Genomic DNA, 20,156 nt, shown 5'->3' with positions numbered 1-20,156 from the left:
TCCGGGTGACTTTGCTCCAAGGATCTTGAGCGGTTCCAGATTTCGTTTATCGGCTCCGGACCCGGGTACCCCGATGGCGTCGCAATCCGCCATCTTCCGGAGGATGTACGCATAATGGCAGCTAGTAACCCCGCCAAGAAGGTCAAGGACGTAGTGGAAGCCGCCGCCGCGAAGGTGGCCGACGCCCTGACGCCGCCGGTGCCGGGAGCGCCCTCGAGCGCGCCGCCGACCGTCGCGGAACCCACCACGCCCGTCGAGCCCCTGCCGCCGAAGAAGGAACACGGTGCGCCGGACACCCGTACACCGACCGGCGCCGAAACCGGCGCGCCGGCCGAGAGCAAGGGCCAGCAGGGTGCCTATCTGACCACGGCGCAGGGCGCTCGCCTGCGCGACACCGACCACTCGCTCAAGGCCGGGCCGCGCGGGCCGATCCTGATGCAGGACCACCACTTCCGCGAGAAGATCACGCACTTCGACCACGAGCGGATCCCGGAGCGCGTCGTGCACGCCCGCGGCGCCGGCGCCCACGGCACGTTCGTCGGGTACGGCACCGCCGAGGGCGTCACCCGGGCCGGGTTCCTCAAGAAGGGCAAGGAGACCGACGTCTTCGTCCGCTTCTCGACCGTGCTCGGTTCTCGGGGATCGGCCGACACCGTACGGGACACCCGCGGTTTCGCCACGAAGTTCTACACCGACGAGGGCACGTTCGACCTGGTCGCCAACAACATCCCGGTCTTCTTCATCCAGGACGCGATCAAGTTCCCGGACGTCATCCACGCCGGCAAGCCGCACCCGGACCGCGAGATCCCGCAGGCGCAGAGCGCGCACGACACGTTCTGGGACTTCGTCTCGCTGCACACCGAGGCCCAGCACCACACCATCTGGAACATGTCCGACCGGGGCATCCCCCGCTCGTACCGGACCATGGAGGGTTTCGGGGTCCACACGTTCCGCCTGATCAACGAGGCCGGCGAGACCGTGCTGGTCAAGTTCCACTGGAAGCCCAAGCTCGGCGTGCACTCGCTGACCTGGGAGGAGGCGCAGATCGCGGCGGGCGTCGACCCGGACTTCCACCGGCGCGACCTCTACGACGCCATCGAGGCCGGCGCGTTCCCCGAGTGGGAGCTGGGCATCCAGGTATTCCCGGACACGCCCGAGGAGACGTTCGCCGGCATCGACCTGCTCGACCCCACCAAAATCGTGCCGGAGGAGCTCGCCCCGGTTCAGCGGGTCGGCAAGCTGGTGCTGAACCGCACCCCGCGCAACTTCTTCGCCGAGACCGAGCAGGTGGCCTTCCACCTCGGCCATCTGCCGCCGGGCATCGACGTGACGAACGATCCACTGCTTCAGGGGCGGCTCTTCTCGTACGTCGACACGCAGCTCACCCGGCTCGGCGGTCCCAACTACTCGCAGATCCCGATCAACCGGCCGCACGCTCCGGTCAACGACATGCTCCGCGACGGCTTCCACCAGCACGCGGTGCACGCCGGGGTCGCGCCGTACCGGCCGAATTCGCTCGACGGCGGCAACCCGTTCACCGCGGGCGACAAAGAGCAGGCCTTCCTTGATTTCCCGGTACGCGTCGCCGAAGCACCCAAGATCAGGCAGAACCCGGCCTCGTTCGACGACCACTACAGCCAGGTGCGCCTGTTCTGGCTGAGCATGTCGCCGGTCGAGAAGGAGCACATCATCCGGGCCTACACGTTCGAGCTCGGCAAGTGCTACGAGCAGGCGATCAAGGAGCGCCAGCTCCAGAGCCTGGCCAACATCGACCCGGTGCTGTGCGCCGAGGTCGCCACCGGCCTGGGCCTGCCCGCACCCAAGCCCACCGTCGAGCTGATCGACCCGCAGCCGAGCCCGGCCCTGTCGCAGGTCGGCGGCGAGTGGCCGCCGGACGGCCGGATCGTCGGCATCGTGGTCGGCCCCGACGGCACCGAGGTGCCCGGCCTGGCCGAGGTCCGCGAGACGATCCAGGCGGCCGGCATGGTCCCGCTGATCATCGCCCCGCACGGCGGCAAGGTCGGCGGCCTGCCGGTGCAGCGCACGTTCGCCACCGCCCGCTCCATCGAGTTCGACGCGATCCTGGTCGGCGCCGCGCCGGTCCCGGCCCCGGACGCGATCCCGGCCCGCGACGACAAGGCCGGCGCCGCCGCGACCTCGGTCGACCCGCGGGTGGTCCTGCTGCTCGACGAGGCGTGGCGCCACGCCAAGGCGATCGGCGCCTGGGGCGAGGGCGCCGAGGCGCTGGCCGCGGCCGGCATCACCGGCACCCTGGGAGTGGTCAGCGCCGAGTCCGGCGCGGCCGCCCTGACCCAGGTGCAGCAGCTGATGGCCGCCCACCGCGTCTGGGAACGCTTCCCGGCCACGGTGGCCTGACCGCTCCTCGCAGCGTCATCGACAGCGGGACCCGTGACGACACGGGTCCCGCTGTTCAGCGTTCCGGCCGCTTGCCGGCCACTTCCACCCGGGTGCCGGTCAGCGTGGAGGTGACCGAAAGGAAGCGCGCCGCGCGCAGGGCGCTCGCCACCCGGGTGGCGATCCCCTCGATCGCCTCCCGGGTCGGGCGCTCCGCGACGACGTGGAAGGTCCCGCCGGGCGCGAGAAGCCGCCCGACCCGCTCCACCAGCCGAGGCGGCGTGCCCAGCCAGAACAGGCTCACATTGACCGCGAAGATCACGTCGAACGACCCGTCCGGCAGCTCAGCCGTCGTGATGTCGAGCTGCCGCACCTCGGCCCGCCCGGCCCGGATATGAGCGGCATTCCGCTCGCGGGCCACGCGCACCGCCCCGGCCGCCCGGTCGATGGCCAGGATGTGCCCGGTCGTGAGCCGCTCGGCGACCAGCGCGGCCGTGGCCCCGCTGCCACACCCGATCTCCAGCACCCGGTCGGCGCCACCGACCGCGAAGGTCTCGGCCCGGCTCAGCAGTGCGTTGAAGCCCATGGCACCCCCGCGCCCAACGCTCTCACGTTGATTGATGTCACCACACGATCATGCCGACACCACCTCCCCTTCCGCCACGCCGGGCCCCGCGAGCTACCTCACGCTCACCCTGGCCGGCCCGTCCGGTCGTTTCAGAAGGCGCCTTCCAGCACGCCCAGCCGAAAGCAGACGTCGATCTCCTTGACGATGCCGCACAAAAAGCGGTGGTTCCGGGCGAGGTGATCTCTCGCCGCCGACCGGTTCTCCGGGACGGTCCTCGCCTGTTCGCTCTCGAAGTCGTGGATCCGCTTCTCGAACACCGCATACGCCGGCAGGATCTCGTGCAATGTTTTCGCGACGTCGTCGTGCGTCGCTTCGGGATCCAATTCGACACAGAATTCGGCCAACTGCCGCAGGTAGTAGTAATACCACGCCCTGTTCTCCTCCGCGATGGAAAGAATCTTCCGCCGAGTTGCCATTCGACCGGCCGAACCTCGAAGGCCGGAGAATACCGGCAGGCCCCGATAGTGTGATCGCAGCAGATTATCGACGTCGTCCACCAAGCCATTGATCTCATGGACGAACTGCGCGGGAAACAAACGCGCACGCTTCTGATAGTGAGCTTCGATGCGACGACCAAGAGCATCTACCCTCGGAATCAGCCGCCTCCACTCATAGGACTGCGTCACCAGCTGATCGAGGTTCGGCCTGTCGGCTGTCCATGCCGAGCCGACACAATACTGGGCCACCGCCTCGAGGTAGCGGCTGAAATTGTCCCAGTGTATGCGGGCTGATTCCTCCGCGCTTCGAAGGTCACCACCGCCGTCGACGAAACAGTATTTCGTGTAGCTGACCGGTTCGTGGAACTGATGGTGATCCGGGAATTCGTCGATGATCACGGGCGTCGGCTTCCGCGGCCGTGCCAGCGCGCCCGCGTTCCCGGGCCCCTTGAGGCTGCCGTTGGCGATGATTCTGCGGCTGGGCACGGCATTGCCATCGGAGTCGCCGACGTTGGGACCGGACGTGACGTACGACGCGTTCTGGGTCAAGGCGAGGCGGTGCGCCGTCCCGCTTCCGCCCTGCTGGGGTTGAGGCAGGGAGCGAGCGATCAGACGTTGCGCCAGCTCGAGGAAAAGGCCGTTCAGTTCGATGAGGCGGGGAGCGCCGGGAATGCCATGCCGGAGGAGGGTCACCAGCTCGCCGGTGAACGCGGTGTGACGCTCGTCGACGGCGAACTCCGACACGCTCGACGCCGCCGACGACGCCATGATGAAGGCACCACGGATGTCGATCTGAGCGGCCAGTTCAGCGTCGCCCCCGCTCAGATGAAACGGCCGGAGCGCCCTCCCCGAGAAACAGCAGTCCAGGATGATGACCTTGTTGCGCGCCGGCGACTCGGCGCAAGCCTCGACGATCCACTCATAGGGCATCGCGGTGCGCCGCATGTAGTCCCAGTGACTGTTGGGCTGCGCGAGATACAGCGAGCCGCCGCCACTGGGCCAGCCATGGCCCGAGTAGTAGATTACCAACGTGTCCCGCGCCGCCTTCGCGGCGTCCTCGAGCCGGCGGCCCAGGACGCCGAGATCGGGCTCATTCAGCAGGACTTCACAATTCGCTTCGCTGAGTCCCCCCAGAAGCGGGTCGGTCAAGATATCCGCGAGCTCGGCGACATTCTCCTCGACTTGGGTAATGGCCTTCAAGTTGCCCGTGGGATCGCGGTAGCTGCTGGTCCCGAAGAGGAAAGCCCGGGAAGTAAGTGGATCGGGCAGGCGGGTCAAGCGCCTTACTCCTTGAGCGCGGCGTTCGTGGCGGCTTCCAGCGCCATCACGAGAATCTCCGGAGCCCGGTTGAGATCGTCGCTGGTCAGAGTGACCTTCTCGCCGGCCGCCGTCTCAACGGTGACGGTGACGGTGGGGCGACGATATCTGATCCAGGTATGAATGGCCTGCGTCAACGCGGCAGCGGCACCCCCACTGCCCAGCGCCGCGACCAGCACGTCGGCGACCGCGCCCATCTCACCGGCACGAGGAGCCCGGGGCAGAAGCTCTATTCGGCCCTGCAACTCCCGCTCTCCGCGCAGCCACTCATAAAGATCATCCAAATATCTGCGATCCGTCCGGACGAAAACTTTCGCAGAGTCCATCCGCCCACTATGACAGCAGTCCGCCACCGGGCGGAAAACGCAAACAAAGATCCTCCAAACCTGATCCCCAGCAGTCGATTCGCAAGACTGTCCGGCCGGTTGCGTGAGCGCGGGATCAGGTGCCGCCGCGCTCGAACACCCGGCCGTCGGCGCCTTCCTTGAGGAGCCCACTGGTGGACGGGACGACCACCGAGCGGATTGCGGCGCGAATCGCGCGGTGCTCGGTCGACTGGTTCGGCCGCTACGTCATTCGCACCAGCGGGACTAGCTAGCGCAGTGGGCCGTAGGCCGCCTTGTAGGAGATCGGGCCCATCAGCGGGAGCAGGGCGTTGCGGAGGCGGATCGGCAGGGCGGCGACCTTGGAGAAGCGGTCCGTGGCGGCCTGGATGTGGGTGACCCGGTCGCGGCGGCGTTCCTCGTAGCGGGCACCCACCGAGTCCCAGGCGCCGGCGGCGAGCAGGTCGGCCAGGGTGATGGCGTCCTCCAGGGCCAGGGCGCCGCCCTGGGCCCAGACCGGGGCGGTGGCGTGGGCGGCGTCGCCGATCAGGACGCAGCGGTCGCGGTGCCAGGTGGCGATCCGGACCTCCTCGATCGGTGAGTGGTAGAGACGGCCGGGGCTGTCGAGGACCGCCCGCACCTTCTCCGGGTAGCGGCCGAACGTTTCCCGCAGCCACGACGGGTCGGCCTCGACCGGGCCGCCTCGGGTGGCCGAGGCGAAGACGTACACCTCGGACTCGTCGACCGGGATCATCAGGAACGCGCCCTCGGCGCCCGACCAGACCGTGAAGCAGTCGACGCCCGGGTTCGGGGCCATGAATCGCCAGCTGGCGCGGCTCAGCACGGCCGAGCGCATGCCGGCGTGGCCGAACACCTGCTCGCGGACGCTCGAGTGGACGCCGTCGGCGCCGACCACGAAACCGTACGGGCGGCCGCCCACCCGGGCGCCCGACGCCTCCAGCTCGATGGGGCCGGCCTTGGCGACGGTGCTGGTGGTGTCCTCGCCGAGCAGCGCGTGCAGGTCGGACCGGCGGACGCACCGGGGGCGGGCGTCGGGGCCCCAGAACTCGTCCTCGTCCACCGCGAACAGCACCCGCCCGGCCGCCGACCGGTACTCGCGGCGGCGCGTCGGGCGGCCGATCTTCTCCAGGCCGGCGCGCAGGCCCAGCGCGTGCAGGGCGGCCACCGCGTTGCCCGGCAGGTTGATCGCCAGGCCGCCGTCGCCGGCCGCCGGGTCGCGTTCCAGCAGCTCGAACGGCACGTCCCGCTGCCGCAGAGCCCGCGCCAGGGCCAAGCCGGCGATGCCGCCGCCGACCACCAGCACCGTGTCGTCACTCATCGTCGTTCCTCCCCCGTCCTGAGGTTCCAGAACACCGTGCGTTCCGGCGGAGAAGGTACCGTTCTGTCGGAGATCAGCCCAGAAGGGCAACCAGGGATGAGACGACGGACGCAGTGTCGCCGGTGCCGGCCAGGTCGCGGGTGCGGGTCCCGGGGAACCTGAGGCTTTCCTCGATGGCGGCCATCACATCGGCGGCGGCGGCCGCGTGGCCGAGGTGCTCCAGCATCAGCGCGGCCGACCAGACCGCGCCGATCGGGTTGGCCACGCCGTGCCCGGCGATGTCCGGGGCCGAGCCGTGTACCGGCTCGAACATGGACGGGTAGGTGCGGGTCGGGTCGAGGTTGGCCGACGGGGCGATGCCGATGCTGCCGGCCACCGCGGCGGCCAGGTCGCTGAGGATGTCGCCGAACAGGTTGGACGCCACGATGACGTCGAACCGCGCCGGGTCGAGCACGAGTTTGGCCGCGAGGGCGTCGATGTGCTCGCTGTCCGTCCGTACCTCCGGGAACTCCGCCGCGACCTCGGCCACGATTTCGTCCCAGAACGGCAGCGTGTGCACGATGCCGTTGGATTTGGTGGCCGAGGTGACGTACGAGCCGCGGGTGCCGGCCAGTTCGAACGCAAACCGGGCGATCCGGGTCACGCCGGGCCGGGTGAAGACGGCCTCCTGCACGGCGAACTCGTCGGGGAAGCCGCGGTTGAGCCGGCCGCCGATCTCGCTGTACTCCCCCTCGACGTTCTCCCGGATCACCACGAAGTCGACGGCGCCCGGCTCGGCGGCGCGCAGCGGCGACCGCACGCCCTCGAAAACCCGGATCGGCCGCAGGTTGACGTACTGCCGGAAGGCCCGCCGGATCGGGATCAGCAGACCCCACAGCGAGACATGGTCGGGTACGCCGGGCCAGCCGACCGCGCCGAGCAGGATCGCGTCGTACGGCCGTAGCCGCTCGATGGCGTCGGCCGGCATCATCTCGCCGGCGGCCGCGTAACGCTGGCAGGACCAGTCGAACTCGTCGTACTCCAATTCGATCTTGTGGCGGGCCGTGACCGCCGCCAGCACCTGCCGGGCCGCCCAGGTCACCTCCAGGCCGATGCCGTCGCCGGGGATGACCGCTATCCGCTGCGTCATCGCGGTCACCCGAGCCCGACGAGCGCGACCATGAGCGGCAGCACCAGGAGGATGAGGATGGCGCCGAGGACGTCGAAGGAGGCGCCGGATCGGATCATCGTGGTGATCGGGACGACGCCGGAGCCGTAGACGACGGCGTTCTGCGGGGTGGAGACCGGCAGCATGAAGCCGAACGACGCCGCGAAGGTGGCGGCCAGGGCCGGCACCAGCGGGTTGATGCCGGCCGCGACGGCGATCGGGATGACGATCGGCACGACCACGGCGGCCGAGGCGGTGTTGCTGGTCGTCTCGGAGACCAGGATGGCCAGCACGACGGCGAACGCGGTGATGGCGAAGGTGCTGCTCAGGCCGAGGGCGTCGGCGCTGGACTCGCCGATCCGCTCGGCCAGGCCGGTGTCGGCCAGCAGCGAGCCGAAGATGATGCCGGTGCCGAACAGCACGATCGTGCCCCAGTCGATGCGCTGGGCGTCACTCCAGTTGAGGGTGAACTCGCGCTCGCGCCAGGAGGTGGGCAGCAGGAAGAGCAGCGACGCGCCGAGCACGGCGACCACACCCTCGTTGAGGCGGCCGCTGACCACGTCGTACACCTTCGAATCGGTCCCCGCGACCAGCGCCACGATGCCCGGGAAGATCCAGAGGGCGACCGTGACCGCGAAGGCGATCACGGTGTTGCGCTCGGCGGCGCTGAACTTGCCGAGCTTGGCCCGTTCGCCGGCGATGTAGTCCTCGACCCCCTCGATCCGGCGCACCTCGGGCCGGTTGAGAAGCAGCAGGATCACCGCGAGGACGGCGAACATGCAGACGCAGATGGGCGCGGCGAGCGCCATCCACTCGGCGAACGAGATCTTCTCACCGGTGGCCTCCTCGATCAGGCCCCGGCCGATCAGGTTCGGTGGCGAACCCACGGGAGTGAGCAGGCCGCCGACGCTCGCCCCGTACGCCAGCATCAGCATCAGCGCCGCGCCCACCCGCAGGCGGGTCGGGTCGAAGCCCTCGCCGGCCAGGCCCCGGTCCTGCATCATCTTGGCGATGACGGCCAGGATGCCGAGTGCCGTGGGCAGCAGCATGGCGACGGTGGCGGTGTTCGAGACGAAGGCCGACAGCAGGCAGGTGATCACGCCGAAGGCCACGATGACCCGCACGGTCGAGCGGCCGATGCCGGGCAGCGACAGGATGCGGAACGCGAACCGGCGGGCCACGCCGTGCTTGAGCATGGCCTGGGCCAGGATGAAGGCGCCGATGAAGGTGAACACCGTGGACGAGCCGAACGGGGCGAGCACGTCGGCCGCCTCGGCCACGCCGAAGACCACGATGAGGCCGACGCCGATGAGACCGCCGACCGGGATGGGCACGGCCTCGGTCACCCACAGGATGATCACACCGAGCAGAACCCCCGCCAGCACCTGCTGACTGGGCGGGATGCTCAGCGGCAGGGCCAGGAAGACGATCGTGACGATCGGGGCGAGGAAGAGGCCGACGGTACGGCGGCCGCGCTCGAAGCGCTCCTCGGCCGGTGACAGTTGCTGTTCACCCAGACTGCGGTACGTGGCCCCACCGAGCAGGCGTTTCTCGACGTCGACTGCCATGTCGCCCCCTTCGAGTGATTCACATCACTCGATGGTAGGCGTCAGGAGAGATCACTCAACAGGGCGTTACCGAGCGGAGTGAGCGCGTGGACCACCGCCTTGCCGGCCCGGCTCGTGGTGATCAGCCGAGCCTCGCGCAGCACCGCCGTGTGCTGGCTGACGCTGGCCGCGCTCACTCCGACCCGCCGGGCCAGCTCCGAGGTGGTGCGCGGGTCGGAGAGAGATTCCAGCAGGCTTGTTCTCGTACGGCCGATGAGCGCGGCCAGGTTTTTCACCCCGCCCGGCAGGGTCAGGTCGTGCTCGACCGGATAGACCAGCACGGGCGGCAGGGTGGTGTCGCGCAGGACGTCGGGCGTGCCCCATGACAGGTACGACGGCAGGAACAGCAGGCCACGGCCGTCGAGGTGGATCGTCTGCTCGAACGGGACGTCGGCGAGCAGGTACGGCGGTTCCCAGCGCATCTGCGGGCGGAAGCTGTCGAGCAGCCCCTCGGCGCCCTGGTCGAGCAGCACTCGGGCCCGGCGGGACCGCTCGGCCTCGATCTGGGCCCGGGCCTGGTCCCAGAACGGGGCGACGGCGGCGTCGTACTGCGACTGCAGGGCCCCGGCCAGCCTTTCCAGGGTCTCCTGGTCGCCGCCGGCCAGGTGCCCCAGCCAGGACGGGGTCGGCCCGCCGGTGCGGACCAGTTCGCGCATCTCCTCGCGCAGCCGGGTGGCCGGGGTGGACCGCACGGCCTCCAGCGCGGCCGGCAGACCCCGCGCCCCCTCGGCCGGCGTCAGGAAGTCCGGGTAGTAGGCCCCTTGGACCAGCGGAAGCAGCAGTTCGAGGTCGGTACGGCGGCTGGCCCGCAGCGCGTGGTCACGCCAGCGCCCGTAGATCAGCTCGGGGCCCGGCCGGCGCAGACGCCAGACACTGAAGATGGTCTCCCACAGCGGGTCGGGCTCGCCGGCGATCCGCACCCGCCCGACATCCTCCGGCGTGAAGTGAATCCGCAACACGTCGGCCCGCCCCCTTGGATCTCAGGCGGCGATTCTATCCGGCGGCGAAAAGCACGCCAAAGGGCCGTACGTCGCCGGGGGACGGACGGAAGAAGAACGGTGTCGGCACGAGCGGGGCGCGGTTGTGGGCGGGATACACACCCCCGATACCGGCATATCCGTTATTGCCCGCGCCCGCGGCCCGGCTCGTGGCCGACCCAGCGTCATGACCTTGCATGGGAGCGCACCCGAGCGGCAACACGTTTCAAGCGTCGCTGAAAGGATCGCGCTCTCCCGGCCCTTTATGGAGCCATTTCAGGCCAACGTCCTTTTCAGGCGGCTTGGCCGATTTCTTCGGTCTCGGGGGCGCCCGGACGGCGGTTGGCGACCCAGCGCTCGAAGATCAGCGACGTGAAAGGCGGAATGGAGGCGGCCAGGCCGAACAGAGTGCGCAACAGCGACCAGCGCTCGGTGCGGGCGGTCCAGAGAGCGGCCGCGAGGTAGACGACGAAGAGCAGGCCGTGCACGCGGCCGAAGATGTAGACGCCCAGGTCGGTGGTCTCGGCGACCCGCTTGAGGTACATGCCGACGAGCAGGCCGGCCCACGAGAAAGCCTCGGCGACGGCGGCGATCCGGAAGATTTTGTACGGGGTGAACACGGTGCCCGATCGTACAGACGCGGCCGCCGGGGTGACTGTGTCGTCACCCCGGCGGCCGGGGGCGGCGCCGGCCCCTAACGGAAGGCCTTCGGGCTCACCTGGACGACCTCGCCCTTCTTCTTGAGACCCAGGAAGCTCGCCGTGCTCCACGCCGTGGAGTACAGGCTGCCGTTGACGTACTCGATACCGGTCGGCATGGTCACCTGGGCGTGCGTGACCCGGCCGTGCTGGATGCGGGTCAGGCGGCCGACCTTGGCCGGGTCGAACCCGGGCGGCGGCGTCGGGCCGGCCGGCATGCCGTACAGCACCTCGGACGCGTACAGCGTGCCGTTGGGCGCGACAGCGACCCCGGTCAGCGCCGTGAAGCCGTGCCACACCTTCAGGACGCGGCCGGTGCGGCCGTCGAGCTTCCAGATGGACGAGGCCTTCGGCTGCTCGGCGCCGAGAGTGGACACGTAGACGTACTTTCCGCTGGCCACCACGCCGGTCGGGACCGAGTCGCAGCCCTTGGTGCCCGGGTTGGCCTGCGCCTCGGGCTTGAGGCATTCCTTGGTCCTCGGATTCGGCGGCACGAAGAAAGTGGAGACCTTTCCCGTACGCGGGTTGATGCGCAGAACATCATTCGCCCCGCCGTCCGCGACCAGCAGACCCCACTTCGTGGAGGTGATGCCGAACGGGTTGGAAAGAGCGTCGTACGGCTCGCCCTTGGAGTTGAATTGTTTCTGCCTGTCCGGGTTGTACTTCAACTCGTATTTCAGCAGATCGGCCAGGACCCGGACATTCTTGCCGTTCCGGTCGGCGACCAGCACGGTGGCCGGCTTGTATTTCGACGGCGGAGGCGGCGGCCCGTCCGGGGCCGGCCCGCCGAGCGCGACGTAGATCCGGTGGCCGTCGGTGGTCACGCCGGACGGCGACGGCAACTTCGAGATCAACGTACGCTGGCGGCCGTTCTTCAGATCCACCGCGGTGATCTCGCCGGAATCCCCCTCGGCAACCAGCGCGTGGCGCGGCGACGTCACATCGAGGCCGAACGGCCCGTCAAGGCCTTTCGTGATCGTCCGGACCGGCGGCGGACCGTGATGTCCGCCGGTCCCCGCATAGGCCGGAACACCGGCCAACACGGTCACCAGGCCGGTCGCGGCGGCCGTCGACGCGGTCAGTGCGTGCGTGAATTTCATCCTGTCCCCCCGACAGTTACGCTCGCTATTCGATGATTTCCGATAAACACCTTTCAACGCGCCCGGTAACGGCGCAACCATCCGATCGGCCGAGTGAAAGGAGAAATCAGCCTCCCCAATTCGGGTGCTTTTCTTGATCGTTCCTTTTACTGTCAGATCTTGTGCTGCGGGTCTACAGTCGGGTGATGGAACTGCGCTGGTGGTCGATCGAGGTCCTGGACGGACCCGGCGGCTCCGCGCGCGCCTGGCGTGACGGGCTGGGCACAGCGCTGACGGAGGCCGCCATCACTCACGGTGCCTACCAGTGGGAGTGGCACACCCACACGTGGGGCGTTCTGTTCGAGATCGCCTTCGCCACCGACGAGCGCTGGGCCGCGTTCCGCGCCCTGCCCCTGGTCACGGCTGCCCTGGACGCGGTGCCCGACCCGGCGCACGGCCTCTACGTCTACCAGGGCCGGGGCGGCAGTTCGGGCCCACACATCCCACGCCGCCCCCACCCGATCACGGGCGCCGGCGCGGCTCCGCTACCGGCGGACGAGAGCCTCGACGTCATACACCTGGCGGCCGCGCCGACCTCAGCCCCACCCTTCCGTATAGCCGTCTGAGGCAAAGCGCCCGAAGCGCCGCCGCCCCGAAGCGCGGCCCCTTGGAACGCCGCCGCCCAAAAGCGCCAGCCCTCTGGAAGCCGCCGCCCCAAAGCACCACCCCCTTGGAACGCCGCCGCCACGAAGCGCCAGCCCCCTGGAAGCGGCCGTCCCGAGGCCGCCGCCTTGGAACGCCGCCGCCCCGAAGCGCCAGCCCTTTGGAAGCCGCCGTCCCGAGGCCGCCGCCTTGGAACGCCGCCGCCCCGAAGCGCCAGCCCTCTGGAAGCCGCCGTCCCGAGGCCGCCGCCTTGGAACGCGCCCGCAGTCGAGTTCGGCCGCCCGAAATGTCGGTATCCTCAAGCGCGACCGCGATTGTCGCCGCCCGAGGCACAGCTGCCCGAAATGTCGCACTCTCAAAGGCGACCGCCCAGCATGTCGCTGTCCGAGACACGGCCGCCCGAATGTCGCCGTCTTCAACACGGCCGCTCGAAATGTCGCTACCCGAATGTCCGGTTCGAGATGCCGCCGTCCCTGACTGCCGCAGAACTCCGCCCGAAATGTCGCCACCCTCTGAACTGCCCGAAATGTCGCAGCGAGAACTCTTGCTCGGACAAAAAGCCTCGCTCCGACAAAAGGCTTCGCTCGGACAAAAAGCCTCGCTCGGACGAAAAGTCTCAGCCGGAAAAGAGGGCTCGGTCGAAGAAGTCTCGGTTGGAGAAGTCTCAGCTGGAGAAAGTTCCAGCTGGAGAAGTCTCGGTCCAAGATGCCACCGCCCTTGAACGCTGCTGCCCGGAATGTGGCCGCACTCGAACGCGGGCGCTCGAAACGTTGTCGCCATCCAACACGATGGGTCGGCATGCCGTTGTCCGAAATGTCGGCGCTCGAACGCTGCCAGCCGTGATGACGCGACGTCCGAATTGCGCTACATCGGTGATATGCCGCCACGGCCCGGTGGCGCGGTGTGCCCGGTGGCGCGGCGTGCCCGGTGGCGCGGCGTGCCCGGTGGCGCGGTGTGCCCGGTGGCGCGGTGTGCCCGGTGGCGCGGTGTGCCCGGTGGCGCGGTGGTGGATCGATGTGTGGCGGGCCGTTGGGTGCGGTTTGGGCTAAGCGCCGGGGTCAGAGACACCGTCGCCGGGGGCGGGGTCTCCGGGGGCGGGATCTCCGAGGGCGGGGTCGCCCGGGGCGTGCTGGCCGGCGTACTCGCGGAAGCGGTCGACGGCGCGGCCGGTGAGGGCCTGGCCGTGGCCGAAGACGGCGTGCTCGAAGTCGTGGGTGGCCAGCTTGGCGATGCTGCGGCTCTGCTCGGTGGGGTCGGCTGAGACCTGGGTCGGGCCCAAGGTCACCCTGCCGTCGCGGCCGTGGCCGGCCGTGTCGCCTGCGAAGAGGATGCCGCCGTCGCGTTCGAGCAGGTAGGAGACGTGGCCTCGGGTGTGCCCGGGAGTGTGCAGGGCGGTGAAGCCGGGCACGGGGCTGCTCTCGTCGCCTGTGATCAGCTGGTCGAGCTTGGTCGGCTCGGGGGTGCCGATCAGGCGTACGGCGAACCGGGCCAGGCCTTTGGGCGGCTCGCCGGTGATCGCGCCGGTGATCACCGGGGCGTCCGCGGCGTGCGCGACGACCCGGGCGCCCGAGCGGCGGCGGATGTCGGCCACGTTGCCGATGTGGTCGACGTGATGGTGGGTGAGCAGGACGACCCGTACGTCGCCGATGGTCTTCCTCATGTCGCGCAGGGCGCGGTCGATGCGCTTGGCGTTGCGCGGCAACCCCGTGTCGACCAGCACGACGCCGTCGTCGGTGACGACCAGGTGCACGTTCACGAAACCGAGGCTCAGCTCGAAGACCCCATCCACCACTTCTCGCACGCCGATCATTCTGCCCCACCCGGCCCGGCGGCCGATTTGCCCGTTTAGTCTGGTCGCATGGACCGCCGAACGTTCCTGACCGCCGCCGCCGGCGCTTTCTCCGTGTTGGCGATCGGCGCCGGCGGCGTGCCCAGCCGGCCCCTGTTCGCGTGGTCCCGGCCCGGCGGCTTCTTCGCTCCGGGCGTCGGCGTCTTCGAGCCGCCGCCGCTGGTGGTCTACGACGACGGCACCGCGTACGCCGACGCCGCCGCCAGCCTGCGCCTGCCCGCCGCCGAGGTGCGGGCGCTGCGGGTCCACGCCCTTGACGCGCTGGGCAAGCCGGTCGATACGAGCCGTCCCGATCGGCCCTATCATGATGTACGGGTATGGGTGGATGCCGACCGAGATCTCAGCGCCCGGCTCGACGCGGGGCCGGTGATCTCCTTCCCGCCGGCGTTGCACGACCTGTACGACCGAGTGCGGCGCCTGCGCCGCCGGGCGCTCGACGGCGAGATCTTCCGCCCGCCCGCGGTGCTCCTGGCGACGGTGAAGATCGACTACGTGCCCGATTCATCGGAAGCGTGGCCTCTTGGCGCGCCGCCGGCCGGCTGGTACGCCGAGCAGCGCCTCCGTGGGGCGGCCGCGCTCGAGGTCCAGCGCCGGCTGCCGCGAGCCACCGAGCCGGTCTGGCCGATGTACCGGGTCGGCCCCTCTAACTACGTGGCCGCGACGTGGCGGTATCTGCTGCCCCACGAGTAGACCAGGCTACGTACAGCAAAAGCACCGCCAGCACGACCTCGACGCCCAGGCCGGTGCCCACGCCCAGCGCCTCCCCCACCGAGAAGTTGCCGAAGTGCGTCACGTGGAACAGGAAGTGCGTCGCCGCGTAGATCAGGTAGCCGATCAGCGCCGACATGACCACCTTGTTCTCGAGGACGACGGCCGCGAAGTACAGCATCGCGGTCAGCGCCAGCCCGAGCCCGCCCACATCCGACACCAGATGTTCGTTGTACGGCGGATCCAGCCGCACGGTCGGAAAGTGGTCGTAGAAGGCGCGCGGGAAGAAGTACTGCCAGACCGAGGCGATCGTCTGGAGCCCGGCCAGCGTCAGCAGGCCACCGCGCAGCCACGTGTTCACAGGTGTCATGCCGAGAGGACGAGCCACCCCCGCGTTTCGTGACAGCCCCGGTGTGCCGGTCGTCACTGTCACGTTGCCGGAGGCTGCCTCGTCCCTCTGGCATGAAGACACTGCGCATCGCCGTCGCCGGTGGCACCGGCCTGGCCGGACGGCAGGTCGTCGAGGCGCTCCGCGCCCGCGGCCACTCCCCCGTGATCCTGTCCCGCGCCGCCGGCGTCGACCTGCTCACCGGCGACGGTTTGGACGCGGCCCTGACCGGCGCCGACGCCGTGATCGACGTCAGCAACGTGCTCACCCAGCGCAAGGCGGTCGCCGTCGCCTTCTTCGACAAGGCCGGCACGAACCTGACCGCGGCCGCCGCCCGCGCCGGCGTACGGCACTTCCTGTCCCTGTCGATCGTCGGCGTGGACCGGGTGAAGAACGGCTACTACACCGGCAAGCTGCGCCAGGAGGAGATCGTCCGCGCCTCGGGCCTGCCGTGGACCATCCTGCGCGCCACCCAGTTCCACGAGTTCGCCGGCCAACTGCTGTCCTCGGTGCCGGGCCCCCTCGCGCTGGTCCCAACGGGCCAGGTCCAGCCGATCGCCGTCCGGGAGGTCGGCGAGCATCTGGCCGCCCTGGCCATGGAGCCCCCGCGGGCGATGGCCCCCGAGCTGGCCGGCCCCCGGCTCGAAACCCTGGTCGACATGGCCCGGCGCCTGATGGCCGCCGGCGGCGCCCGCCGCCGCCCGATCCTGCCCGTCCACTTCCCCGGCGGCATGAGCGCCGGCGGTCTGGTCCCGACCGGCGACGGCCCGCGCGGCACCCAGACCTACACGGACTGGCTGGCGGAGAACGCCCCGGCCTTCCACTGACCGTTCACGCCTGCCCGCCCTCGCTCACGCCTTCCGGCCTCTCAGCGAGCCACTTGGCCATCTGCCATTCGTACACGTCGGTGGATTCGCCGACGTGTACGCCCAGGTCCCCCTTCGCGGCGACGTAGAACCGATGCCGGGCTTCGCCGGTCCTCTTGATCACCTCCTCCCAGCTCAGTTCACTCGGCTGGCTACAAGCGAGTCGCATGAGCCGGAAGGAGAGTTGGTGCCAGTCGCGCCCGGCCGCGATGACGTTCTCGTCACCTAACAGCAGTACAGCCTCCCATTTGAGCGTCCGCTGCTCCTCCGCCTCGACCAGGTCCTCAAGCGTGCTCTTTCCCGCGAGCCACGAATCGTCGGGGTACACACCCCGGGCCGAGGCCAGCCGGACCGAGGTGGAGATGACGTGCTTGACGGCGTTGGCATATTCGGTATATGCCGTCAGCCGCTTCTCGTCCCACCGGATCGACTGCTGGCGGTGCCAGCGGGCCCGCTCGGTGGCCGAGCTGGTGAAGAAGGTCGCGAGCGCTCCGAGAAGAACGCCGATCAGGGCCGGGAGGGATTGAAGAAGAATCTTCACATTGGTCGCCTTTCCCCGTCGGGTACCGTCAGGGTCGCAAGGGCTTGCCACCGTCCGCCCGGTCTGTCGCGGCGCCGATTGGGGGGCGACCGTCAAGCTCAATGCGCCGAGCGGGTGAAGGAAATAGCCGACCGGGTGGAGACTGGCCGGTAGGCCGCATGAGTATGCTGTCGATCATCGTCGTGGATCTCCACAAAGGATGGTCGCGTGGCTGAGGACATCGACCGGCTCGACACGAACGTGCCGGAGACCGCACGGATCTGGAACTACCTGCTCGGCGGTACCGACAACTTCGCCGCCGACCGGGCCGTCGGTGATCAGATCATCGCCACCCTGCCCCAGCTCGCGGAGCATGCCAAGCTCTCCCGGGCCTTCCTCGCCCGCGCGGTCCGGTACCTGGTGCTCGAGGAGGGAATCACCCAGTTCCTGGACATCGGTACCGGACTGCCGACGGCCGACAACACCCACGAGGTGGCGCAGAAGGCGAACCCGGCCGCCCGCGTCGTCTACGTCGACAACGATCCCCTGGTCCTCGCGCACGCCCGCCGGCTGCTGAGCAGCACCGACGAGGGCGCCACCGAGTACGTACACGAAGATCTCCGGGACCCGGAGGCGATCCTCCGGGCCGCCGCCGCCACGCTCGACCTCTCCCGGCCGGTCGCGGTGACGCTGATGGGCGTGCTCGGGCACATCGAGAGCGACGACAAGGCCAAGAGCATCATCGACCGCCTGCTGCGCGATCTGCCCGCCGGAAGTTTCCTGGCCATGTACGACGGCGCCGACACCGACCCGGCCACTTCGGAGGCCACCCGCATCTGGAATGTGTCGGCCAATCCGAAGTATCACCTGCGCAGCCCGGAGCAGATAACGAAGCTCTTCGATGGCATGGCTCTTGTGGAGCCGGGCGTGGTGCCGGTGACCCGGTGGCGGGCCGACGGGCCGGCGATCAGCCAGTTCTGCGCCGTCGGCCGCAAGCCGTAGCGTGCGAGCTCAGAGCCTGATAAGCAGGTCACCGTGACCGGGAGACAGGACAGCGCCGGCTCCACAGTGCGCCGCCTCCAACTGGGTGCGCGCCTGCGCGAGCTGCGGCTGGCCAAGGGCGTCAGCCGGGAGGACGCCGGCTACCGCATCCGCGCGTCCGAATCCAAGATCAGCCGGATGGAGCTGGGCCGGGTCAGTTTCAAGCCGCGCGACGTCACCGACCTGCTTCATCTGTACGGCGTGGACGATCAGGAGGAGCACGACCGGCTGCTCGAACTGACCCGGGAGGCCAACACCCCGGGCTGGTGGCGCAGCTACGGCGACGTGCTCGACAGCTGGTTCACCAACTATCTCGACCTGGAACAGTCGGCCGAGCTGATCCGCACGTACGAGATCCAGTTCGTGCCCGGACTGCTGCAGACCGAGGCGTACGCGAGCGCTGTCATCCGCCTCGGCCACCAGGCTCCCGGCACGGTGGAGATCGAGCGGCGGGCGAAACTGCGGATGGCCCGCAAGCAGATCCTGACCCGGCCGGACGCCCCGAAGCTGTGGGCCGTCCTCGACGAGGCGGTGCTGCGCCGGCTCATCGGCGGCCGCGAGGTCCTGCACGAGCAGATCCTCGCGCTGCTCGAGGCCACCGAGAACCCGAACATCCGCCTGCAGATCATCCCGTTCGACTCGGGTGGGCACGCGGCGGCCGGCGGCGCGTTCAGCATTCTGCGCTTCCCGCACGAGGAACTCGACGACGTCGTCTACATCGAACACCTGACCAGCGCCGTCTACTTGGACAAGCGGGACGACCTCGACAACTACGCGACCGCGTTCAGCCGCCTCATCATCGATGCCGCGCCGCCGGACGACACACCGCTGATTCTTCGCAAGATCGCTGACGATGTGGCATTCGACAACAAGGAGAGCGCGATATGACCGACGAAGCCCCCGCCGAACTGCAGCCGGACGTGCCGCACGCGGCCCGGATGTGGAACTACTGGATGGGCGGGAAGGACAACTTCGCCGCCGACCGGGCCGCCGGTGACGCGGTGGCACAGGTCTACCCCGAGATCGCCGTGATGGCCCGGCTGTCCCGGCAGTTCCTGATCCGGGTCGTCAGCCACCTGGCCGCCGAGGCCGGCATCAAGCAGTTCCTCGACATCGGCACCGGCCTGCCCACCATGCAGAACACGCACGAGGTGGCGCAGAGCATCAACCCGGCGGCCCGGATCGTCTACGTCGACAACGACCCGCTGGTCCTCGCGCACGCCCGCGCGCTGCTGGTCAGCGTCACCGACGAGGGCGTCACCCAGTACGTCCACGCCGATTACCACGACCCCGAGAAGATCCTGGCCGACGCCGACGGCCCGCTCGATCTCACCCAGCCGGTCGCTGTCATGTTCATGGGCGTGATGGGCTACGAGCCCAGCCTCAACCGGATCCGCGAGATCGTCAACACGGTCATGGACGCAGTGCCTTCCGGCAGCTACCTGGTCTTCTGGGACGGCACGGACACCACCGAGGCGGTCCGCGAGGGCGCCCGCAAGCTGGCCGAGAGCGGCGGCGTGCCGTACATCCTGCGCAGCCCCGAGCAGATCGAGAGCGTCTTCGACGGCTTCGAGATCATCGAGCCCGGCGTGGTCCAGATCAGCGCCTGGCGCGCCGACGGCGAGATCGAGACGATTGAGGCGTACGGGGCGGTCGCGCGCAAGCCCTGATCAGCGCTTCCGCTGGAAGACGAGCACGCCGAGGCCGTTCGCGGCCCAGTGCCAGACGATGGGCACCAGCAGCGAACCGCCGGCCTCGGCGCCCCAGGTCAGAACGAGGCCGGCCACGGCGGTGAAAACGACCGCCGAGGCCGGCCGGACGTGCCACAGCCCGAACAGGGCGGCCGCCCAGTACGGGCCGATCAGCTCCGGCAGCACGCCCCGGAAAGCCACTTCCTCGAACAGGACCACGGCCAGCGGGATCTCGACCAGGGCCTTGCGCCACGGATGGGCGTCGCTCCGTTCGGCTGCGCTGAATCGCGAGGCGATGACATAGGCGGCGGCTATGACGGCGGCGCCGGTCACGGCGTACCGGAAAGCGGTCTTGGAGATCGTGACGTCGAGGCCGAACAGCGTGCACAGCAGGAGCGCGGCGACGGGGTTGACGATGGGCTGGAGCCGGGCCGGGCCCTTGTAGTTCCAGACGCGGACGACGGCCAGGAACAGAAGGATCGCCATGACCGTCGTCGTCCGCTCCCTCCCTTGACTTTCCCAT

General features: G+C 69.3%; 20 protein-coding genes. 7 read left to right on the top strand and 13 right to left on the bottom strand.

Features of this window, described 5'->3' with window-relative positions:
* Positions 1-114: 114 nt before the first annotated feature.
* Positions 115-2,376, top strand: coding sequence for a catalase (locus AB0C26_RS43410; RefSeq protein WP_360260342.1), 2,262 nt, complete (start codon positions 115-117; stop codon positions 2,374-2,376).
* A gap of 55 nt (positions 2,377-2,431) precedes the next feature.
* Here the strand turns inward: AB0C26_RS43410 and AB0C26_RS43405 are convergent, their stop codons facing one another.
* The 9 genes from AB0C26_RS43405 to AB0C26_RS43365 all read right to left on the bottom strand — a co-directional run bounded on the left by AB0C26_RS43405 (position 2,432) and on the right by AB0C26_RS43365 (position 11,928).
* Positions 2,432-2,941 (bottom strand): class I SAM-dependent methyltransferase, encoded by a 510-nt coding sequence (locus AB0C26_RS43405; RefSeq protein WP_360260339.1) that lies wholly within the window; start codon positions 2,939-2,941, stop codon positions 2,432-2,434.
* Between the two features lie 131 nt (positions 2,942-3,072).
* Positions 3,073-4,698 (bottom strand): caspase family protein, encoded by a 1,626-nt coding sequence (locus AB0C26_RS43400; RefSeq protein WP_360260336.1) that lies wholly within the window; start codon positions 4,696-4,698, stop codon positions 3,073-3,075.
* Positions 4,699-4,703: 5 nt separating this feature from the next.
* On the bottom strand, positions 4,704-5,063 hold the full coding sequence (locus AB0C26_RS43395; protein WP_360260333.1) for a hypothetical protein: 360 nt from the start codon (positions 5,061-5,063) through the stop codon (positions 4,704-4,706).
* Positions 5,064-5,331: 268 nt separating this feature from the next.
* Positions 5,332-6,399 carry an FAD-dependent monooxygenase gene (locus AB0C26_RS43390; RefSeq protein WP_360260330.1) on the bottom strand — a complete coding sequence of 356 codons (1,068 nt, stop codon included), beginning with the start codon at positions 6,397-6,399 and terminating at the stop codon, positions 5,332-5,334.
* Positions 6,400-6,472: 73 nt separating this feature from the next.
* Positions 6,473-7,528, bottom strand: a complete 1,056-nt coding sequence (locus AB0C26_RS43385) for a tartrate dehydrogenase (RefSeq protein ID WP_360260327.1) — start codon at positions 7,526-7,528, stop codon at positions 6,473-6,475.
* Between the two features lie 5 nt (positions 7,529-7,533).
* Positions 7,534-9,114, bottom strand: coding sequence for a DASS family sodium-coupled anion symporter (locus AB0C26_RS43380; RefSeq protein ID WP_360260324.1), 1,581 nt, complete (start codon positions 9,112-9,114; stop codon positions 7,534-7,536).
* Between the two features lie 41 nt (positions 9,115-9,155).
* On the bottom strand, positions 9,156-10,112 hold the full coding sequence (locus AB0C26_RS43375; RefSeq protein WP_360260321.1) for a winged helix-turn-helix domain-containing protein: 957 nt from the start codon (positions 10,110-10,112) through the stop codon (positions 9,156-9,158).
* A gap of 311 nt (positions 10,113-10,423) precedes the next feature.
* Positions 10,424-10,750, bottom strand: coding sequence for a DUF3817 domain-containing protein (locus AB0C26_RS43370; protein WP_360260318.1), 327 nt, complete (start codon positions 10,748-10,750; stop codon positions 10,424-10,426).
* Positions 10,751-10,824: 74 nt separating this feature from the next.
* On the bottom strand, positions 10,825-11,928 hold the full coding sequence (locus AB0C26_RS43365; protein ID WP_360260315.1) for a ScyD/ScyE family protein: 1,104 nt from the start codon (positions 11,926-11,928) through the stop codon (positions 10,825-10,827).
* Between the two features lie 185 nt (positions 11,929-12,113).
* On the opposite strand from AB0C26_RS43365, the gene AB0C26_RS43360 reads away from it, so the two are divergent.
* A complete protein-coding gene (locus AB0C26_RS43360) occupies positions 12,114-12,533 on the top strand; it encodes a hypothetical protein (protein ID WP_360260312.1) in 420 nt (139 codons plus the stop codon).
* Positions 12,534-13,615: 1,082 nt separating this feature from the next.
* On the opposite strand, the gene AB0C26_RS43355 is transcribed toward AB0C26_RS43360, so the two are convergent.
* On the bottom strand, positions 13,616-14,371 hold the full coding sequence (locus AB0C26_RS43355) for an MBL fold metallo-hydrolase (protein ID WP_360260309.1): 756 nt from the start codon (positions 14,369-14,371) through the stop codon (positions 13,616-13,618).
* A 57-nt stretch (positions 14,372-14,428) separates the two neighbouring features.
* Between AB0C26_RS43355 and AB0C26_RS43350 the strand changes: the two genes are divergently transcribed.
* The gene (locus tag AB0C26_RS43350) at positions 14,429-15,109 is read left to right on the top strand and encodes a hypothetical protein (RefSeq protein WP_360260306.1); all 681 of its coding nucleotides are present in this window, start codon (positions 14,429-14,431) and stop codon (positions 15,107-15,109) included.
* On the opposite strand, the gene AB0C26_RS43345 is transcribed toward AB0C26_RS43350, so the two are convergent.
* A complete protein-coding gene (locus AB0C26_RS43345; protein ID WP_360260303.1) occupies positions 15,063-15,497 on the bottom strand; it encodes a hypothetical protein in 435 nt (144 codons plus the stop codon). The genes AB0C26_RS43350 and AB0C26_RS43345 overlap by 47 nt on opposite strands.
* Positions 15,498-15,589: 92 nt before the next feature.
* Here AB0C26_RS43345 and AB0C26_RS43340 point away from each other — a divergent pair, with 92 nt between their 5' ends.
* A complete protein-coding gene (locus AB0C26_RS43340; RefSeq protein ID WP_360260300.1) occupies positions 15,590-16,342 on the top strand; it encodes an NAD(P)H-binding protein in 753 nt (250 codons plus the stop codon).
* A 4-nt stretch (positions 16,343-16,346) separates the two neighbouring features.
* Here AB0C26_RS43340 and AB0C26_RS43335 read toward each other — a convergent pair whose 3' ends face one another.
* Positions 16,347-16,922: a hypothetical protein gene (locus tag AB0C26_RS43335; protein WP_360260297.1), complete on the bottom strand. Its 576-nt coding sequence runs from the start codon at positions 16,920-16,922 to the stop codon at positions 16,347-16,349.
* Between the two features lie 207 nt (positions 16,923-17,129).
* Here AB0C26_RS43335 and AB0C26_RS43330 point away from each other — a divergent pair, with 207 nt between their 5' ends.
* From AB0C26_RS43330 to AB0C26_RS43320, 3 genes are read left to right on the top strand one after another with little or no spacing between them, the layout of a single operon-like run.
* Positions 17,130-17,903 carry an SAM-dependent methyltransferase gene (locus AB0C26_RS43330; RefSeq protein WP_360260294.1) on the top strand — a complete coding sequence of 258 codons (774 nt, stop codon included), beginning with the start codon at positions 17,130-17,132 and terminating at the stop codon, positions 17,901-17,903.
* A 33-nt stretch (positions 17,904-17,936) separates the two neighbouring features.
* Complete coding sequence (locus tag AB0C26_RS43325) at positions 17,937-18,830, top strand: helix-turn-helix transcriptional regulator (RefSeq protein WP_360260291.1); 894 nt, start codon at positions 17,937-17,939, stop codon at positions 18,828-18,830.
* Positions 18,827-19,612 carry an SAM-dependent methyltransferase gene (locus tag AB0C26_RS43320; RefSeq protein WP_360260288.1) on the top strand — a complete coding sequence of 262 codons (786 nt, stop codon included), beginning with the start codon at positions 18,827-18,829 and terminating at the stop codon, positions 19,610-19,612. Before AB0C26_RS43325 ends, AB0C26_RS43320 begins: the two co-directional genes overlap by 4 nt.
* On the opposite strand, the gene AB0C26_RS43315 is transcribed toward AB0C26_RS43320, so the two are convergent.
* Complete coding sequence (locus tag AB0C26_RS43315) at positions 19,613-20,119, bottom strand: CPBP family intramembrane glutamic endopeptidase (RefSeq protein ID WP_360260285.1); 507 nt, start codon at positions 20,117-20,119, stop codon at positions 19,613-19,615.
* Positions 20,120-20,156 lie beyond the last annotated feature (37 nt).

The sequence above is a fragment of the Actinoplanes sp. NPDC048796 genome, assembly GCF_040650035.1.
Taxonomy (GTDB): Bacteria; Actinomycetota; Actinomycetes; order Mycobacteriales; family Micromonosporaceae; genus Actinoplanes.
The sequence above is the reverse complement of the archived record's forward strand: the minus strand, read 5'-3'. Positions and strand labels throughout refer to the sequence as shown.